The sequence below is a fragment of the Burkholderia sp. MSMB1826 genome, from assembly GCF_001526325.1.
GTDB lineage: Bacteria > Pseudomonadota > Gammaproteobacteria > Burkholderiales > Burkholderiaceae > Burkholderia.
The window spans coordinates 169333-186244 of sequence record NZ_LOYN01000003.1; the positions used below are offsets into that span (position 1 = coordinate 169333).

Genomic DNA, 16912 nt, shown 5'->3' on the forward strand with positions numbered 1-16912 from the left:
CGCCGCGCGGCAAGACGGTCGCGGCCGCATCGGACGGCCGCGCACGCCCGGCCCGCATCGTCCGGCGTTGCCGCGCATCGCATCGCTTGCGGCGCACCGCGTCGCCTGGAGCGCACATGATGCACAAACGACTCTGGTTCGGCGCGGCCGGCATCGCGATCGTGGGCGTCGCGGTCGCGATCGGCATCATGGTGCGGCCGTCGATCGCGCCGATCGATCCGCCCGCCCCTGCTTCGTTCGATCCGCAGTTGGTACGTGCCGGCGCGCGCGTCGTCGCGCTCGGCGACTGCGTCGTGTGCCACACCGCGAAGGACGGCAAGCCGTTCGCGGGCGGGCTGCCGCTCGCGACGCCGTTCGGCACGATCTACGCGACCAACATCACACCGGACGCCGAAACGGGGATCGGCCGCTGGTCGCGCGACGCATTCGCCCGCGCGCTGCGCACCGGCATCGGACGCAACGGCCAGCCGCTTTACCCGGCGTTTCCGTACATTCATTTCACGCGGATGTCGGACGACGACATCGCCGCCGCGTACGCGTACCTGATGACGCGCGAGCCGGTACACGCGACGGCGCCCGCCAACGACCTGATATTCCCGCTGAACTTCCGGCCGCTGGTCGCGTTCTGGAACGTGCTGTTCCTGCGCGAAGGCGCGCATCGACCGGACCCCGCACAGTCCGAGCAATGGAACCGCGGCCGGATGCTCGTCGACGGGCTCGGCCACTGCGCGTCGTGCCATTCGCCGCTGAACGCGATCGGTGGCGAGCAGCGCGGCCGCGCGTTCGACGGCGGCATCGTCGACGGCTGGGAAGCGCCGCCGCTCAATACGCTGGGCCATGCGGCCCGCCCGTGGACGCAGGCGCAGCTCGTCGCCTACCTGCGCACCGGCCGCGCGAGCGAGCACGGCGCGGCGGCCGGGCCGATGCTGCCCGTCACGCGCGACCTCGCGACGGTGCCGGTGGAGGACGTCGAGGCGATCGCCGCGTACATCCTGTCGATCCAGAAGCCGGCGGGCGCGCGTGCCGCCGCGGCCGCGAATCCGGTCGAGCGCGGCGCGGCGCTGTTCCAGGCGTCGTGCGCGCAGTGCCACGGGCCGGCCGCGCCGATGCAGTCGATCGGCGAGCGGCCGACGCTCGCGTTCAGCACGGCGGTCAACGCCGATACGCCGCGCAACGCGATCCAGATGATGTTCAACGGCATCGACTGGCACGGCGCGGACACGCTGAACTACATGCCGTCGTTCATCGACCAGTACGACGACGCGCAGATCGCCGATCTCGCCGCATACGTGCGCGAGACCTATACCGATCGTCCCGCCTGGTCGGGCGTCGACGCGCTGGCCGCGAAGCTCAGAAAAGAGGACACCGCACGATGATCACCCTCACCGTCAACGGCGTGCGGCACACGCTGGACATCGATCCGTCCACGCCGCTGCTGTACGCGCTGCGCAACGACCTGCACCTGCACGGCGCGAAGTTCGGCTGCGGCCTCGGACAATGCGGCGCCTGCACCGTGATCGTCGACGGCAAGCCGACCTTCTCGTGCCTGATGCCGGTGGCCGCGCTCGGCGCGCGCAGCGTGCGCACCATCGAGAGCCTCGGCACCGCCGAGCATCCCGGCCCGCTGCAACGCGCGTTCATCGAGCACCAGGCCGCGCAGTGCGGTTACTGCATCGCCGGAATGATCATGCGCGCGCAGGCGCTGCTCGAACGCAATCCGAAGCCGAGCGAGCAGGAACTGCGCACGCACATGGAACCGAACCTGTGCCGCTGCGGCACGCACATGCGGATTCTCGCGGCGGTGCGCTCGGCCGCGGGGCTGCCGGCGCCCGAACCCGCCTCCGCTCCCGTCACGATCAGCAAGGGGCTGTGATGAATTCCCACGACGACATCGACGAAGGCCGCCGGCACTTCATCGTCTCCGGGGCGCTGTTCGTCGCGTTCAGTCTCGCGCCTGCCTCGCGTGCGGCGGCGCAACTGGTGATCGCCGACGAAGGTGCGGCCGTGCATGTGGCGAAAGCCACCCAGGCGCTCTCCGGCAGCCTGAAGACCAATCCGCTGCTCGACGCGTGGATCAGGATCGCGCCCGACGGCAAGGTCACCGTGTTCACCGGCAAGGTCGAGCTCGGCACCGGCGTGCGCACCGCGCTGCTGCAGGTGGCCGCCGAGGAACTCGACATGAAGCCGTCGCTGATCACGTTCCTGACCGCCGACACCGGCGCGTCGCCCGACGAAGGCTTGACCGCCGGCAGCCATACGATGGCCGACAGCGGCTCCGCGCTGCTGAACGCGGCCGCGCAGGTGCGCGCGCTGCTGGTGGAAGGCGCGGCGAAACGCTTCGGCGTCGATCCGCGCACGTTGACGACCGCCGACGCGGTGATCAAGGCGCCGGACGGCCGCACGATGACCTACGGCGACGCGATCCGCACCGTCGACCTGCACCGCAATGCCGCGCCCACGTCGCCGCTGAAGAACCCGGCGACGTTCGCCGTGATCGGCACGTCGCTGCCGCGCGTCGACATCCCGAACAAGGTCACGGGCGGCGTCAGCTACGTGCAGGACATGCAGTTGCCCGGCATGCTGCACGCGCGCGTCGTGATGCCGCCGGTGTACGACGCGAAGCTGCTGTCGTTCGACGAAGCCGCGATCCTGAAGCTGCCGGGCGTCGTGCGGATCGTGCGCAACGGCAGCATGCTCGCGGTGGTCGCGCAGGGCGAATGGCAGGCGGTGGTCGCGCAGCGCGCGCTCGCCGCCGGCTGCCGGTGGTCGCCGGGCCGCAAGCTGCCCGAGCGCGGCACCGTGCACGCGGATCTGAAGCGGATCGCGACGCAGCGCATCGAGATCGCGAACACGCACGCGGCCGCCGCGCCGTCCGTGAAGACGCTGAACGCGACGTTCCTGAAGAACTACCTGCTGCACGGGTCGATCGGGCCATCGTGTTCGGTCGCGCATCTCGAGAACGGGACGATGACGGTCTGGACCCACTCGCAGGGCGTCTACCCGCTGCGCGACGCGCTCGCGGAGATGCTGTCGATGCCGAAGGCGAGCATCCGCTGCATTCACACCGAAGGGTCGGGCTGTTACGGACACAACGGGGCGGACGACGCGGCCGCGCATGCCGCGCTGATCGCCGCCGCGATGCCCGGCAAACCGATCCGCGTGCAATGGATGCGCGAACAGGAACACACGTGGGATCACTTCACGCCGGCGATGGTGACCGAGGTCAGCGCATCGCTCGATGCGAGCGGCCGCATCGTCGACTGGAACTACGCGCTGTGGAGCAGCTCGCACAACGAGCGGATCGTCAACGCCGGCCGGCTGCTGCCCGCGCGCATGCTGGAGCCGCCGTTCGTGCCCGCGCCGTCCACGCCGATGCTGCAGCCCGAGGGCGGCGCCGACCGCAACGCGATTCCGCTGTATGCGCTGCCGAACCAGCACATCGTCAACCACTTCTCGCCGACGATGCCGCTGCAGACGTCCGCGATGCGCTCGCTCGGCGCGCACACGAACATCTGGGCGATCGAAAGCTTCATGGACGAACTCGCGCACGCGGCCGGCGTCGATCCGGTCGAATTCCGGCTGCGTCACATGGCAGACCATCGCGCGAGCCAGGTGATCCGGCTCGCCGCGAAGCACTTCGGCTGGCCGAGACCGCCGCGCGCACGCAACCGCGGCGTCGGCTTCGCGTTCGGCAAGTACAAGAACCTGATGGCCTACGTCGCGATCGCGGTCGAGGTGTCGGTCGTGCCGGAAACCGGCCAGGTGACGCTCGAACACGCGGAAGCCGCCGTCGACGCGGGCCAGATCGTGTCGCCGGACGGGATCCGCAACCAGATCGAGGGCGGCATCGTGCAGGCCGCGAGCTGGACGCTGTACGAGGCACTGCAGTACGACACCGAGCGGATCCGCAGCTTCGACTGGAGCAGCTACCCGATCCTGCGCTTCTCGGCCGTGCCGCGGAACGTGACGGTCCATCTGATCAATCGCCCCGGCGCGCCGTTTCTCGGGGCAGCCGAGGCGTCGATGGGGCCGACCGCCGGCGCGCTCTCCAACGCGATCTTCGACGCGACCGGCCAGCGCATGCGCGAAATGCCGTTCGCCGGCGACGCACTGAGAAAGCGCATCGACGCATAGCGGTTTCGCCGCACCCGCTGCGCGATCCCGATAACCGATACCCGACCGGACGGCGCCGGCACGCACCGGCGCCGCATGCCGACAGGCTGGAGAACTTCCGACGATGGATACCTTGCTTTCGATGCGCGTGTTCACGCGCATCGTCGAAACCGGCAGCTTCACGCGTGCGTCCGACACGACCGGCCTCACCACGCCGCGCGTGTCCGCGCTGCTGAGCGCACTCGAGCAGCATCTCGGCTGCCGGCTGCTGAACCGCACCACACGCCGCATCTCGCTGACCGAGGACGGTCAGGCTTACTACGAACGCTCCGTCGCGGTGCTGCGCGAGATCGACGACATGGAGGCGTCGGTCTCGCAGGCGCGCAACGTGCCGCGCGGCCGGCTGAAGGTGAACCTGCCGCCCGCGATGGCCAAGCAGGTCGTGGTGCCCGCGCTGCCGGCGTTTCTCGACGCCCATCCGGGCATCATGATCGAACTCGGCGTGACCGACCGGCAGATCGACCTCGTCGGCGAAGGGGTCGACTGCGTGGTGCGCATCGGCGCGCTCGACGATTCGGGGATGATCGCGCGGCGCATCGGCAGCCTGACCACCTGCACCTGCGGGTCGCCCGCGTATTTCGCGCGATGCGGCGAGCCCGAGACCGTCGACGATCTCGCGCAGCACGTGGCGGTCAGTCACATCTCGGCCGACACCGGGCGGCCGCGCGTGTGGGATTACGTGGTCGACGGCGAGCCGCGCATCGTGCAGATGTGCGGCACGGTGGCCGTGAACGACGCGGACAACTACATCGAGTGCGGCGTCGCCGGCATCGGCCTGATCAAGACGTCGCTGTACCTCGTCGAGCCTTACCTGAAGTCGGGCCGGTTGCGCGAAGTCCTGACCGATTTCAACGCGCCGCCCAAGCCGATCTCGGTGCTGTATCCGCCCAATCGCCACATCCCGGTCAAGCTGAAGGTGTTCGTCGACTGGCTCGCGGGCCTGTTCGAGCAGATTCCGACGCTGCAGGGCAAACGCGGCTGAACCCGCACGGCGCGGCACGCCGGACCGGCGCGGTCAGGTGTCGTTCCACCGCGCGCCCAGCACGCGCCCGCAGAAATTCGGCCGATGGAAATCCGGATCCGCGCGTTCGAGCACGTCGGCGCTCCACGTGCCGAAGGTCGTCTGCGGCCGGTGCTCGACGCCGCGCGCGACCAGGTCGAGATACGCTTCGCAAAAGCCGCTGCCGCGCGGGTAAGTCGCGAGCAGCGCCGTGCGCTCGTCCGGCGTATAGGCGTCGAAGTCGGTCGCCATCAGGTCCGTCGACACCGCGCACGCCAACGCACGCGCGAGCGGCGACGCGCGGACGGCCACGCCCGGCGTCGTATGCAGCGCGATCGCTTGCCACACGTCGTCGCGCATGCGCCGCGACCGGCGATGCCGCAACAGCAGCGCGTGCGCGGCGTCCGCGCCGTCGAGCTCGTAGCGTCCGGTCGAACGGCCGTACGCGGGGCTCAGCCCCATGTTCGCGTACATCGCGGCGACGTACAGTGCGTCGGCGTCGCACGCGTCGCCGGCACGCCGCGCGGCGAGCGACGCGAACACGAACACGCGCGCCGCGTGATCGACGAGCGCGGCGGGCAACGACGCGCGGGCCGCGTCGGCTGCCTCGACCGCAACGGGCGTGCGCGGAATGCGAACGCCGGCCACTTCGTCGCCGGTGGCCGATGCGCGCGGGTGCGCAGCATTCATCCTGTCTCCTTCATGCCCCGTGCCCGGGGCGGAAAATCGTTCAATGCACGGCGGCGTGCGGCGCGCACCGGCACGCGCCGCTCAAAACGCGACGCAGCGGCGGCCGAAGGCTTCGCAGCGTTCGGCGGCCGCACTTGCCGTCGGATAGCGCGGCCGCGCGAAGCGGCGTCCGTGACCGTGCGCCCGGCACGCGTCGATGCCGGCATCCGCGCACGCGTCGCCCGCCGCATCGGCGACGCCGCCTGCGGCGACCGGCGACCATGCGGGGCTGACGGGCGGCGGCGGCGGCGCGAGCGGCGAAAATTCCTGCTCCGCGTGCACGACCTTGCCGTCGACGACCGTCAGCACCGACGACAACGCCGGGATACGCCGCGCGTCGATCGTGAAGTAGTCGTCGCTCAGCACCGCGAAGTCGGCGTACCGGCCGGGCACCAGCGCGCCCTTGCGATGCTCGTCGGCGGAGAACCACGCGCTGCCGACCGTGTAGCGGCGCAGCGCCTCCATCCGGCCGAGCCGGTTGCGCGCCGGATACAGCGCGGTGCCGCCGACGGAGCGCCCCGACACCATCCAGTACAGCGCGACGAACGGGTTGTAGCTCGCCGCGACCGTCGCGCCCGAGCCGGCGCCGACCGGCAGCCCGGCCGCGAGCATCGCGCGGATCGGCGGCGCGCGCGTGGCCGCCGCCGCACCGTGGCGCGCGATGAACGCTTCGCCCAGGAACGCCATGCGCGGCTGCACGGTGATGCCGCCGCCGAGCGCCGCGACCCGCGCGATATTGGCGTCCGAAATCGTCTCGCAGCGATCGAAGCACCAGCGCAGCCCGTCGAACGGCGTGTCGCGATCCACCGCTTCGAACACGTCGAGGAAGCGGCCGATCGATTCGTCGTAGGTCGCATGCAGCCGGAACGGCCAGCGGTGGTGCACGAGCAGCCGGACGACGGCCGCCAGTTCCATCTCGATCGACGCGGGCAGGTCGACGCGCGGCTCGAGAAAATTCCCGAGATCGACCGCCGAGAACAGCAGCCGCTCGCCCGCGCCGTTCGCACGCAGGAACGCGTCGCCGTCGCCGGGCGCCGTCAGCGCGATCCATTTCGCGAAGTCGTCGAGTTCCCGGCCGGCATGCCGCGCGCCCAACGCATAGGCGATGCGTGTCGTCAATTCGCCGCGCCGCGCGAGCGTCGCGACCGCCGCATAGTCGTCCGGGTACGCGAGGCCGTCGCCGCCGGCGTCGATCGCGCTCGTCACGCCGACGCGGTTCAGCGCGCGCATGAACTGCCGCGTCGAGTTGACCCGGTCGGCCGCATCGAGCGTGGGTGCGCGAGCGAGCGCCGCGAACAGCACCGCCGGGTCCGCATGCGCGAGCAGCAACCCGGTCGGCCGCCCATGGCGGTCGCGCCGCAGTTCGCCGCCGGGCGGATCGGGCGTGTCGCGTCCGTAGCCGAGCGCGCGCAGCGCGGCCGCATTCAGCCACGCGCAGTCGCCCAGATGCTGGATGAATACCGGCGTGTCGGGCGCGATCGCATTGAGCTCGGCCGCGGTCGGGCCGCGCTTCTCCGCGAACTGCAGTGCGGTCCAGCCGCCCGCCACGCGCGCCCATTGCGGCGCGGGTGTGCGTCGTACCTGCCGGCTCAGCAGGTCGAGCGCGTCGGCCAGCGACGACACGCCGTCCCAGCGCACCTCGAGGTTGAAGTTCATGCCGCCGCGAATCGCCTGCAGATGCGCGTCGATCAGGCCCGGAATCACGGTACGGCCGTGCAGATCGATCCGGGTCGTGCCGTCGTGCGCATGGCGCAGCACGTCGCGATCGTCGCCGGTCGCGACGATGGCCCCGTCCTTCACGGCGAGCGCGCGGACGAACGAACGCTGTTCGTCCTGGGTCGCGATCTTGCCGTTGAAGACGACGAGGTCCGCCGAACGCGCGGGTTCCGTCGCTCTAAGCACCGTCGGGCCTCCCGTGCGCGCCGGCACGCGACGCCGCGCGGCACGCCCTGCTTCTCGCCGCGGCCGGGAACGCGGCCGCACCGCGCACGTCGGCACGCAGGCTGCGATCACGCGACCGCGCGGTTGCACCGGATTCGCGCATCGTCATGCCGCCTGCTGGGCCGCGTCGGCGGCATCGCGCCGCGCGCGGGTCAGGCATGGCGCGGGCGGCGCATCCTGACGGACGAAGTTCTGCACGCGCAGCAAGCGGCGCACGTCGTGTGCGCGCGAATGCGGATCGAAGTGCCGCGCGACCCCGGCGACCAGCGCCGACGCCTGCGCGGTGTGCCCGCGCTCGATCAGATGATCGGCGAGATCGAGCGAGCCGCGCAGCGCCCACATCGCGGCGCCCTGCGCGTTCGCGGTCTGGATCGCCATCTGCAGATGACGATGCCCGTCGGCCTCGTACGCCACCGCGAGATTCGCGCCGACGGTACGCGCCTGCTCGAGCATCGCGACGCCCCGCACGCGCAGCAGCTCGGGGACGAACAGGTGCTCGCCGTGCGCGCGGCAGCGCGCGAGCGTCGCATCGAGCCGGAGGCGCGCCTCATCCGCGCGGCCGGTCCGCACGAGGCCCTCCGCATACGCGACGGTCAATGGCGCGAGCACGCGCCGGAATCCGCTCGCCTCGATGCGCCGCAGCGCGGGTTCGAGCCGGGCGAGGCCGGCGCCGGGATGGCCGGCCTGGATGTCGAACTGGCCGGTCAGGCATTCCGCGTGACTGCGCCAGATGTCGAAACCGTGCGCGTCGGCGGTCGCGCGCAGCGTCGCGAGATAGTCGGAGGTGATGTCGTGATCGCCGTAGCGCAGCGCGATCGGCACGGCGGCCGCGCCGAGCACGATGCACAGCGTGAGCGGCGACGGGCTGCGGCGCCCATGCTCGACCGCTTGCGCGGCGACGCGCATCGCGTGCTCGGGCTCGCCTTGCATCCACAGAAGACGGATCAGCATCGTGCGGCCCAGCGTCGCCATGTCGACGCCCAGCGCGGCCTGCGCGCACGGCGATTCGCCTGCGTCGGCGAGCTCGGCCGTCGCCGCTTCCAGCCGCTCGCGCGCCTGCGCATGCTCGCCGAAGTAATGCAGCGACGTCGCGACCATCGTGTTGGCCAGCAACCGCTGCGACCGATCGCCGCGCCGCTCGGCCGCCCGCTCGAAGCGCGTCGCATAGCGCAGCGATTCGTGAATGTCCGACAGCGTCAGCATCGTGTTCCACAGCCCGACCAGCGCGCGTGCGTCGAACGCGTCGTCGCCGATGTGCGCGGCGAGACCGAGCGTGCGATCCCACATCGCGGCCGCGGCCAGCGCGTCGCCGTCGGTATGCAGCAGCGCCGACGCGCAGGCCGCCCGCAGCCGCATCTCGCGCGCGGCGTCGACCGGGTCTGCCGCGTCCGTGTCGAGTGCGTCGAGCACCGCTCTCGCGCGCGCCGTGCACGCGCGCATCCGCGACGGCTCCAGCAGCGCGCGCGCCAGCCGGTCGGGCTCGGGCACGGCTGCGGCAGCCTCGGCGGCGTCCGCCGGCTCGTCCACGGCCAACGCGGGCGCATCGGCAGGCGGCACGTCGGCGGACGTCACGGGCATCAAGGGCGCCACGAGCCGCACGGGCGCGCGCTCGCGCTCATACTCCGCATGGCGCGCGGCGATGCGCTCGAATTCGCCTTCGTCGTGCAGTTTTTCGACCGCGTACGCGCGCGTCGATTCGGTCAGCCGGTAGCGCGCATAGGCACCATGGAACTCGACGGTCACCAGCGATTTCGCCACCAGCTCGCCGAGCACCGCGATCATGTCCGCGGCCGACGTGCCGGGCTCGGCGGCGACCGCGTACGCGGCATCGAACGAAAACGGTCCGATGAAGCACCCCATCCGGCGAAACAGCGCGCGCGCGGCTCGATCGAGCAGCACGTAGCTCCAGTCGAACGTCGCGCGCAGCGTCTGATGACGCGGCAGCGCCGAGCGCAGCCCGCCCGTCAGCAGGTTCAGCCGGTCGTCGAGACGCGACGCGACGACCGCGAGCCCGAGCGTCGCCACGCGCGCCGCGGCCAGTTCGATGGCAAGCGGCAGCCCGTCGAGGCGCCGGCAGATGTCGCCGATCAGCCGCATGCCGGCTTCGTCGACCGTGCAATCCGGCGCGGCCGCGCGCACGCGCTCCAGGAACAGCTCGACGGCCGAACAGCGGACGATTTCGTCGGCGGACGCGTCGCCGTCGGGCACCGCGAGCGGGCTCATGCGCAGCACCGCTTCGGCCGAGATGTGCAGCGGCTCGCGACTCGTCACGAGCACGCGCAGCGAGCCGGCGCTCGACGTCAGCGTTTCGACGAGGCTCGCCACCAGATCGACGATGTGCTCCGCGTTGTCGAGCACGAGCAGGCAGCGCGACGTCGCGAACGCGTCGACGATACGGTCGATGGCGGGCACGCCCGGCGTATCGAGGCCGAGCTCGGCGGCGAGCGCGATCAGCATGTCGTCGCGCGTCGACGCGCGCGCCAGCTCCACGAACAGCACGCGCTCGCGCGAGCGGCTGCGCACGCGGTGCGCGACGCGCACGGCAAGACTCGTCTTGCCGATCCCGCCCGCGCCGACGAGCGTGACGACCGGCGTGCATTCGAGCATGTCGACGATCTGCGCGAGTTCGGCGTCGCGCCCGACGAGCGGCGCGATCGGCGACGACACGGCGGCATCGGGCGGGACGGCGACGGCCGGCGCTTCGGCGGCCGACACGGGGTCCGGGACGGGCGACGCGCTCGCCACCAGCAGGTAGCCGCGCCCGGGCACCGTCTTGATCAGATCGCGGCTCGCGCCGAGCGCCTTGCGCAGCGTCGCCACATGCACCTGGAGCCGGTTTTCCTCGACGATCAGGCCCGGCCAGACCGCGTCCATGATGTCGTCCTTCGACACGACCGAACCGCTCGCGCGGTGCAGGACTTCGAGAATGTCGAGCGCGCGCCCGCCGATGCGCAGCGACGCGCCGTGACGGCGAATGTCGCGTTGCTCGAAATCCACCGACAAAGTTCCGATCTGAATCATGGCCGCCTCCGGTCCCTCGGGATGACCGCCCGATGAACGCGGCAGTTCACCCGGCGGGAAGTCCGCGTCCGGCGCACCCTTGCGCCGGACGGAAAATGTCGAATTCCGGACCGAGTGTAGACGGGTGGCCGCTGAAAATCTTGAAAGAAAATGCGCTCTGTCCGCGGATGCCGGGCGGGCGCGACCGGCACGATCGCTTGCATGTAAAAGTGGGGCGCTATACTCTGCCGGGCCGCCCGCGCAGGCGTCGAGCCGGGCTGCGCACGCGACGCGCACACGCATTGAAAGCAATTTGTAACGATTGCCAGCGGACGTTTATGCAAATTCATTTTGAACGTTCGCGTGCGCATCTAAACTGGACTCGTCATTTCACGCTCCGAGTCCCTTGCTGGGGAATTCCATGTCAGACTCCGTCATCGCCGCGCCGGTGGCATCGTCTCCGCGGCGGCCGAAAGATACGCTCGGCTGCGTGTCGAGCCTGCTGGCCAAGGATGTCGAAACGACGTCCGGCGGCCTGAAGCTCCACCGCAAATGCATGCGCGAAGCGCACGTCGAACGCATCGAGATGCCGCCGTGCGACCGCGGCTTCCTGGTCGGCGTGTCGCTGGGCGGCGGCCACCGCCGCACGCTCTATGGGCGCACCGGCGCGAGCGAACGCCGGTTCCAGCATCACTCGATCTACATTCGCGATTTTTCCCGGCATTTCCACGCGGACCTGTACGGCAACTTCGACTTCGTGCTGGTCGAGCTGCCGCATGCGTATCTCGAACGCGTCGGCCCCGAGCACGGCGGCCAACCGGTCGGCGGCCTCGCGTGCCGCCCCGACGTACGCGACCCGGTACTCGGCCATCTCGCGCACGCGGTAGCCGACAGCCTCGACGCGCCCGGCCCGTTGAACGCGCTGTTCATCGAACAGGTCGGGCTCGCGATGGGCACGCATCTCGTGCGGCGCTACGGCAACGCGCGCACGCACGAGCTCGAGCGCAAGGGCGTGCTGTCCCCCGCGAAGGTGGCGCGCGCCCAGGAGCTGTTGATGGAAAAGGCGGACCTCGGCGTGTCGATCGAGGAAGTGGCGAACGAATGCGACCTGTCGCGCGGCTATTTCATCCGCGCGTTCTCGCGCACCACGGGCCGCACGCCGCACCAGTGGCTGCTGGAGCAACGCGTGACGCGCGCGCGCGAGCTGATCGAGACGTCCGACATGACGCTGGCCGACATCGCGGTCGCGTGCGGCTTCGCCGACCAGAGCCATCTGAACCGGGTATTCGCGCGGATCGTCGGGCATCCGCCCGGCGCGTGGCGGCGCGCCCGGTCGCGCTGACCGGCATGCACGCACGCCGGGCCGTCACCGCACCGGCGTCGCGTCGTAGTTGACCGGCACCCAGTCGTATTGCGCGCCGTCCCGGCGCAAGTGCCCGAGCCCGGGAAACGCGATATGCGCGGCACCGACGAGATAGCGTCGATCGGCGACGCGCTTCAGCGTGGCCCGCCGCGTGCGGCGGGCGGCGCCGGCATCGCTGTCGTACTGGACCGTCGCGTCGACGTCGCGCAACTGGATCGCCGCCACGTGCACGATGTCGCCCCACGCGAGCAGGCCCGCGTGGCCGCTCTCGATCAGATAAGCCGTGTGGCCCGGCGTATGGCCGGGCATCGGCACCGCGCGAATGCCGGGCGCGAGCGTCGCTTCGCCGCGAAACGTCCTGAAGCGGCCGGCCGCGACGTAAGGCGCGACCGCCGCGGCGGCCGCATCGAAGAACGACGCGAGGAACGCCGGCGCCTGCGCCTTGTTGGCGGGATCGAGCCAATACGCGGCCTCGACGGCATTGACTCGCACGACGGCATTGGGAAACGTCATCGCGCCGTTCGACGCAATGCCGCCGACATGGTCCTTGTGCAGATGCGTGAGCAGTACTTCGTCGATCCGTTCGGGGGCATAGCCGGCCGCGCGCAGATCGTCGAGCAGCTTGCCGCAGCAGTCGCCGTACAGCGTGCCGGCGCCCGCATCGACGAGGATCCGCTTCGATCCGGTATCGACCAGGAACGCATTGATCGATCCCTGCACGGGCGGCTCCAGGAAGGCGCGGTCGAGGTCGCGCCGGATCTCGTCCTTCGAGACGTCGCGAAACACCGTGTCGACCGGAAACGGATGCGTGCCGTCGGACAGCGCGATCACCGTGAAGTCGCCGATCTTCTGCCGATAGAAGCCGGGAGGCTGTGGGCCGGCGGCGGGGGTCGGCGTGGATTGCGCTTCGGGTTGCGCGTCGGCGTGGGCGTCGGACTGCACGCCGGCCTGCGCAAACGCCGCCGGCGTCGACAGGCCCGCGCATCCGGCCACGATCAGCAAACGGGCCGCATGCGCAACGCACGCGTGCCGGAACAGGGTCTTCATGCGATCTCCGCGACGAACCGTGCGCGCGCCCGACCATGAACGGAACGACCCGCACGACACGCGATGCCGCGCAGCTTATCGGGCGCCGCGGCGAAAATCCTGAGCGGCGCCTGAATTGTCCTGAAGACACGGCGCGCGAGCGCAGTCGCGCTCGACGGCGCCGGCATCGCGCTGCTGCCCGACCGGCTGGTCGATGCGGACATCGAAGCAGGCCGCCTGCAGCGGCTGTTCGATCGGTACGACGTGACGCCCGGCTCGGCACGCGCGGTGATCGCCGCGCTGTACCTGCCGAACCGGCGCGGCTCGAAGCGCGTGACCGCGTTCATCGATTTCGTCGCATCGCTCGCCCGCGCACAGCCCTGACACGCGCCGCGCGGCGTGACGCGTCACCAGCCGAACTTCGCTTCCATCCCGAGATAGTCGGCGTTGTGCGCGCCGAGCGCGCGAATCGACGAGCCGAGCTGGAAGTGCACGGCTTCGAGCGCGAGCGCGACGTTCGCGTTCACGAGCCAGTCGACCCGCGCCTGCGCGTACATCCCGGTCCACGCGCCGCCCTTGCCGGCCGTGCCCGGCACCGCCGACATCCCCTGCCCGTAGATCGCGTCGGCGGTCGTCTGCCGCCACTGGAAGCCGACGGCGGTGAGCACCGTCACCGAGCTGGCCGGCTTGAACGTCAGCGACGGCTTCACGTGGATCAGGTTGCTGTATCCGGTGTAGCCGGCGAGCGTGAAGTAATAGCCGTTCGGAAACAGCGGGTTGAACGTGCCGACCCGCCGGTCGCCCGGATGCGCGTCGCCCGATGCGCCGTCGACCTGGATGCCGATGCGCGGCGTGCCGGCCGTCTTCGCGAACGTGTAGCCGCCCAGCGCGCCGAACGCCCATGCGCCGACCGTGTCCTGCCCGACGTGGCCGGTCTGCAGCATCGCCTCGACGTCCCAGTCGAGCCCGTCGGCCTTGCCCGCGTAGCGCATGTCGAACACGTCGCGCCGCTCGGTGCCGGATGCATCCGGATAGCGCGCGCTGTCGCGCGTATAGCGCGACCAGTACGCGGACAGATCGCCGGGCCCGGTTCCGTTGCGCTCGACGCGCACGCCGTCGAATCGCAGGTGCCGGTTCGACACGTCGTCGAACACGGCCGCATTGCGATACTGCACCGGGCGCGTCACATAGCCGATCAAGCGCCATTTGCCGATTTCGTAATCGGTCCACAGTCCGTCGTATGCCTGCCGCACGTTCGGGCCGTCGCGCACCGACACGAAACGCTGCAAGTCGAACGCCATCTCCTGCCGGCCGATCCGCGTCTTGAACGTGCCGGGCCCCAGTTGATCGACGTACGCGACGAACGCCTGCTCGAGGTCGAGCTGATCCTTGTCGACCGGGCCGACCGTGTCCTTGCCGAACGGCCGCGCATCGACGAACTGCACGAACGCCTGCAGATGCCCGCGATAGCGCAGGTCCGCATGCACGTTCGCGCGCTGGATCACGTAGTTGTCGTCGTGCGCGGCGCCGAGGCCGAACAGCGGCGCGTCGTTCAGTTCGAAGCGCTCGCGCAGGTTCGCGCCGAGCGACAGGTAGGTCGACGGGTCGTCGCCGAGCCGCATGTATTTCAGCGCGTCGAACGGCTTGCGCGGCACGCACGGATTCGCGAGCGCCGACCAGTCCTCCTGCCAGCGGTTGAACGACACCGTCGGACGTTTCGCGGTGCACGACGCCGCGGCAGCGGCCGGCGACGCGGCCGCGCCGGCCGCCGCTCCATTGGCGTCGGCATCGGCGCCGACGGCCGCCCCCGCGTGCAACGCGGCGCCGCCCGCCAGCACGACGCACGGCAACGCGCCGCGCCACGATCGCTTCATCGGCCGGCGCACCGTCATTTCGACCGCGCGTGGATTTCGGCGACGTAGCCGCCCGGGAACTGCACGAGCGCCGCGTCGCGGCCGTCCGACTTGAACGGCGGCACGAGCACCGTCACGCCCGCGGCTTCGGCCTGCTTCAGCGTCGCGGCGAGATCGGCGACTTCATAGCCCGTCATCTCGCGCCCGAACGGGTACGGCAGGTGGCCGTCGGTCGCGAGCACGGTCATCTTGCCGAAGCCCGATTCGATGCGAATGCGGCGGTAGGTATCGTTCGGCCGGCCGATCTCGATGCCCGGCGCATGGCGCACGTCCGACACGATCTTGCCATGCGAGAACGCGGCGAAGTTGCGTGCGAGCTTGCTCGCGCTTTCCGGCGATACGTACACGCGGTTCTCCGGCACCGTCTGCAGCGGGTCGTAGTTCGGCGCCTGCGTGTGCCAGTACAGCTGCATGTTCACGCCGCCCGGCCAGCGGACGATCGCATCGCGGCCGATCGGATCGGGGAACGTCGTCACGACGATGTCCGCACCATGCGCGCGCGCCGACTTCACCGCGACGTCCATGTCGGTGACGAGATAGCCGGTGCGTTCCTCGCAGAACGGATACGGGATCGGCGTCTTGAAGCCGAACACCGAGATCGTGCCGACCGGCGTCAGCACGAGCTGCGACATCGTCTGGCTCGGCGTCGGCGTGACCTGGAACACGCCCTGCTTCGACTTCTTGCCGCCGAACGTCGCGACGAAGCTGTCCGTGAAGCGGTCGAAGTCTTCGGGTGCGACGCACACGTGCGTCGTGTCGTACTGCGGGCCGACCGCGACTGCGGGGAAGCGCGCCGCGGCGGCCGGCGACGCGATGTCGTCGAGGTGGGTTTCGTCGGCGAGCGCCGGCGCGCCGGCCAGCAGCGCGGCGAGCACGGCCGACGACGCGGCGGTCATGCGCAGCAGGTTGCGCAGATTCAGTAAACTCATCGGTTTTCTCCTTGATGGTGACGCGCGCGGCCTGGCGCCGCGCGCGGATTCGGATTCAGCGGGATGCGGGCTACTCGCTCGGGCGGCCCGAACGACAGGCGGGAAACACGCGCATCGCGCGCGGCAGCGTGCACCGCAAGCGGACGCGCGCGGCGGCAGACGGAGCAGACGCATCGCTTCGGCACGGTCGTCTCAACATCAGCGCATGGCGGGACCGCTGCGAGCGGGGTCTCGTCCATCGTCGGGCACGGTGACGAGGACGAGCCCGCCGATCGGTCCCGGATGGTCGAAAAATGCGTCAAGGGCCATGAAGCGCGCGATGCGTGTCATGTTCCAGAACTCGGCGGCCCGCCGGCAGCACCCACGGCTGCGACACCCGCGTGTGGACCCGTGCCGCGGCGTCGCACGTGGTATGCATCGTCATGTCAGACCGCCCAGCACGAACAGCCGAACGCGCCCCAGAAGCCCTTCGCGTCCGACGTCGGCAACGCGCTTGCCCATGCGCTCGCGTGCGCATGCTGGTGGACGGTGCATGCGTTCGCGCAGCCGCACATCGCGGCGGCCGCCGCGCGCTGCAACGGCGCGCCGTTGCGCTGCGTCGCGCCCCAGCCGCCGTAACCGCCAAACTCGCGCACCGGCGACCAGTCCGGCATCGCCGGCGGAATCGGCGCGTCGTGCGATGCGAACGGCCCCGCCCCCCACACGATCTTTCCGTCGACCACCGTCAGCAACGCGGTCGTGGCGGCGATATCGTCTTCCGCACACGCGAAGAAATCGCGATCCGGGACGATCAGGTCGGCAAGCTGCCCCACCGCGATGCGTCCTTTCTTGCCTTCCA

Annotated in this window: 13 protein-coding genes and 1 pseudogene; 6 read left to right on the top strand and 8 right to left on the bottom strand. The window is 70.6% G+C overall.

Going from position 1 to position 16912, the window contains the following annotated elements:
• Nucleotides 1-116: 116 nt before the first annotated feature.
• The 4 genes from WS95_RS00770 (at nt 117) to WS95_RS00785 (ending at nt 5155) form a co-directional block, all read left to right on the top strand.
• Nucleotides 117-1376: a cytochrome c gene (locus WS95_RS00770; RefSeq protein WP_059821747.1), complete on the top strand. Its 1260-nt coding sequence runs from the start codon at nt 117-119 to the stop codon at nt 1374-1376.
• Entirely contained in the window at nt 1373-1873 is a 501-nt protein-coding gene (locus WS95_RS00775) for a (2Fe-2S)-binding protein (RefSeq protein ID WP_059782372.1), read from the top strand. The genes WS95_RS00770 and WS95_RS00775 overlap by 4 nt, the downstream gene beginning before the upstream one ends.
• A complete protein-coding gene (locus tag WS95_RS00780; protein ID WP_059821748.1) occupies nt 1873-4134 on the top strand; it encodes a xanthine dehydrogenase family protein molybdopterin-binding subunit in 2262 nt (753 codons plus the stop codon). Before WS95_RS00775 ends, WS95_RS00780 begins: the two co-directional genes overlap by 1 nt.
• Before the next feature lie 103 nt (nt 4135-4237).
• Nucleotides 4238-5155, top strand: coding sequence for a LysR family transcriptional regulator (locus tag WS95_RS00785; protein WP_034209350.1), 918 nt, complete (start codon nt 4238-4240; stop codon nt 5153-5155).
• 33 nt (nt 5156-5188) lie between these two features.
• Here the strand turns inward: WS95_RS00785 and WS95_RS00790 are convergent, their stop codons facing one another.
• From WS95_RS00790 to WS95_RS00800, 3 genes are all read right to left on the bottom strand, one after another.
• A complete protein-coding gene (locus tag WS95_RS00790; RefSeq protein WP_059821749.1) occupies nt 5189-5863 on the bottom strand; it encodes a hypothetical protein in 675 nt (224 codons plus the stop codon).
• A gap of 81 nt (nt 5864-5944) precedes the next feature.
• Nucleotides 5945-7804, bottom strand: coding sequence for an amidohydrolase (locus WS95_RS00795; protein WP_059821752.1), 1860 nt, complete (start codon nt 7802-7804; stop codon nt 5945-5947).
• Nucleotides 7805-7948: 144 nt separating this feature from the next.
• Complete coding sequence (locus WS95_RS00800; RefSeq protein WP_059821753.1) at nt 7949-10864, bottom strand: ATP-binding protein; 2916 nt, start codon at nt 10862-10864, stop codon at nt 7949-7951.
• Nucleotides 10865-11264: 400 nt separating this feature from the next.
• Here WS95_RS00800 and WS95_RS00805 point away from each other — a divergent pair, with 400 nt between their 5' ends.
• Nucleotides 11265-12185 carry a helix-turn-helix domain-containing protein gene (locus tag WS95_RS00805; RefSeq protein WP_059782363.1) on the top strand — a complete coding sequence of 307 codons (921 nt, stop codon included), beginning with the start codon at nt 11265-11267 and terminating at the stop codon, nt 12183-12185.
• 24 nt (nt 12186-12209) lie between these two features.
• Here the strand turns inward: WS95_RS00805 and WS95_RS00810 are convergent, their stop codons facing one another.
• A complete protein-coding gene (locus WS95_RS00810; RefSeq protein ID WP_059821755.1) occupies nt 12210-13253 on the bottom strand; it encodes an MBL fold metallo-hydrolase in 1044 nt (347 codons plus the stop codon).
• A gap of 147 nt (nt 13254-13400) precedes the next feature.
• Here WS95_RS00810 and WS95_RS32495 point away from each other — a divergent pair.
• A pseudogene (locus WS95_RS32495) lies at nt 13401-13616 on the top strand (LysR substrate-binding domain-containing protein); the annotation flags it as partial.
• 23 nt (nt 13617-13639) lie between these two features.
• Here the strand turns inward: WS95_RS32495 and WS95_RS00820 are convergent.
• From WS95_RS00820 to WS95_RS00830, 4 genes are all read right to left on the bottom strand, one after another.
• Nucleotides 13640-15106, bottom strand: coding sequence for an alginate export family protein (locus WS95_RS00820; protein ID WP_059821775.1), 1467 nt, complete (start codon nt 15104-15106; stop codon nt 13640-13642).
• 14 nt (nt 15107-15120) lie between these two features.
• On the bottom strand, nt 15121-16074 hold the full coding sequence (locus WS95_RS00825) for a VOC family protein (protein WP_059821756.1): 954 nt from the start codon (nt 16072-16074) through the stop codon (nt 15121-15123).
• A gap of 198 nt (nt 16075-16272) precedes the next feature.
• Nucleotides 16273-16404, bottom strand: coding sequence for a hypothetical protein (locus WS95_RS35515; protein WP_257139528.1), 132 nt, complete (start codon nt 16402-16404; stop codon nt 16273-16275).
• Nucleotides 16405-16499: 95 nt separating this feature from the next.
• Nucleotides 16500-16912, bottom strand: a 413-nt coding sequence (locus tag WS95_RS00830; protein ID WP_156444414.1) for an amidohydrolase family protein, incomplete at its 5' end; no start/stop codon positions are given.

Bases quoted from the DNA above. Each gene is read 5' to 3' on its own strand.
- WS95_RS00825 (WP_059821756.1), bottom strand. From the start codon at position 16,074: ATGAGTTTACTGAATCTGCGCAACCTGCTGCGCATGACCGCCGCGTCG.
- WS95_RS35515 (WP_257139528.1), bottom strand. From the start codon at position 16,404: ATGACACGCATCGCGCGCTTCATGGCCCTTGACGCATTTTTCGACCAT.
- WS95_RS00785 (WP_034209350.1), top strand. From the start codon at position 4,238: ATGGATACCTTGCTTTCGATGCGCGTGTTCACGCGCATCGTCGAAACC.
- WS95_RS00770 (WP_059821747.1), top strand. From the start codon at position 117: ATGATGCACAAACGACTCTGGTTCGGCGCGGCCGGCATCGCGATCGTG.
- WS95_RS00800 (WP_059821753.1), bottom strand. From the start codon at position 10,864: ATGATTCAGATCGGAACTTTGTCGGTGGATTTCGAGCAACGCGACATT.
- WS95_RS00790 (WP_059821749.1), bottom strand. From the start codon at position 5,863: ATGAATGCTGCGCACCCGCGCGCATCGGCCACCGGCGACGAAGTGGCC.
- WS95_RS00810 (WP_059821755.1), bottom strand. From the start codon at position 13,253: ATGAAGACCCTGTTCCGGCACGCGTGCGTTGCGCATGCGGCCCGTTTG.
- WS95_RS00805 (WP_059782363.1), top strand. From the start codon at position 11,265: ATGTCAGACTCCGTCATCGCCGCGCCGGTGGCATCGTCTCCGCGGCGG.
- WS95_RS00775 (WP_059782372.1), top strand. From the start codon at position 1,373: ATGATCACCCTCACCGTCAACGGCGTGCGGCACACGCTGGACATCGAT.
- WS95_RS00820 (WP_059821775.1), bottom strand. From the start codon at position 15,106: ATGAAGCGATCGTGGCGCGGCGCGTTGCCGTGCGTCGTGCTGGCGGGC.
- WS95_RS00780 (WP_059821748.1), top strand. From the start codon at position 1,873: ATGAATTCCCACGACGACATCGACGAAGGCCGCCGGCACTTCATCGTC.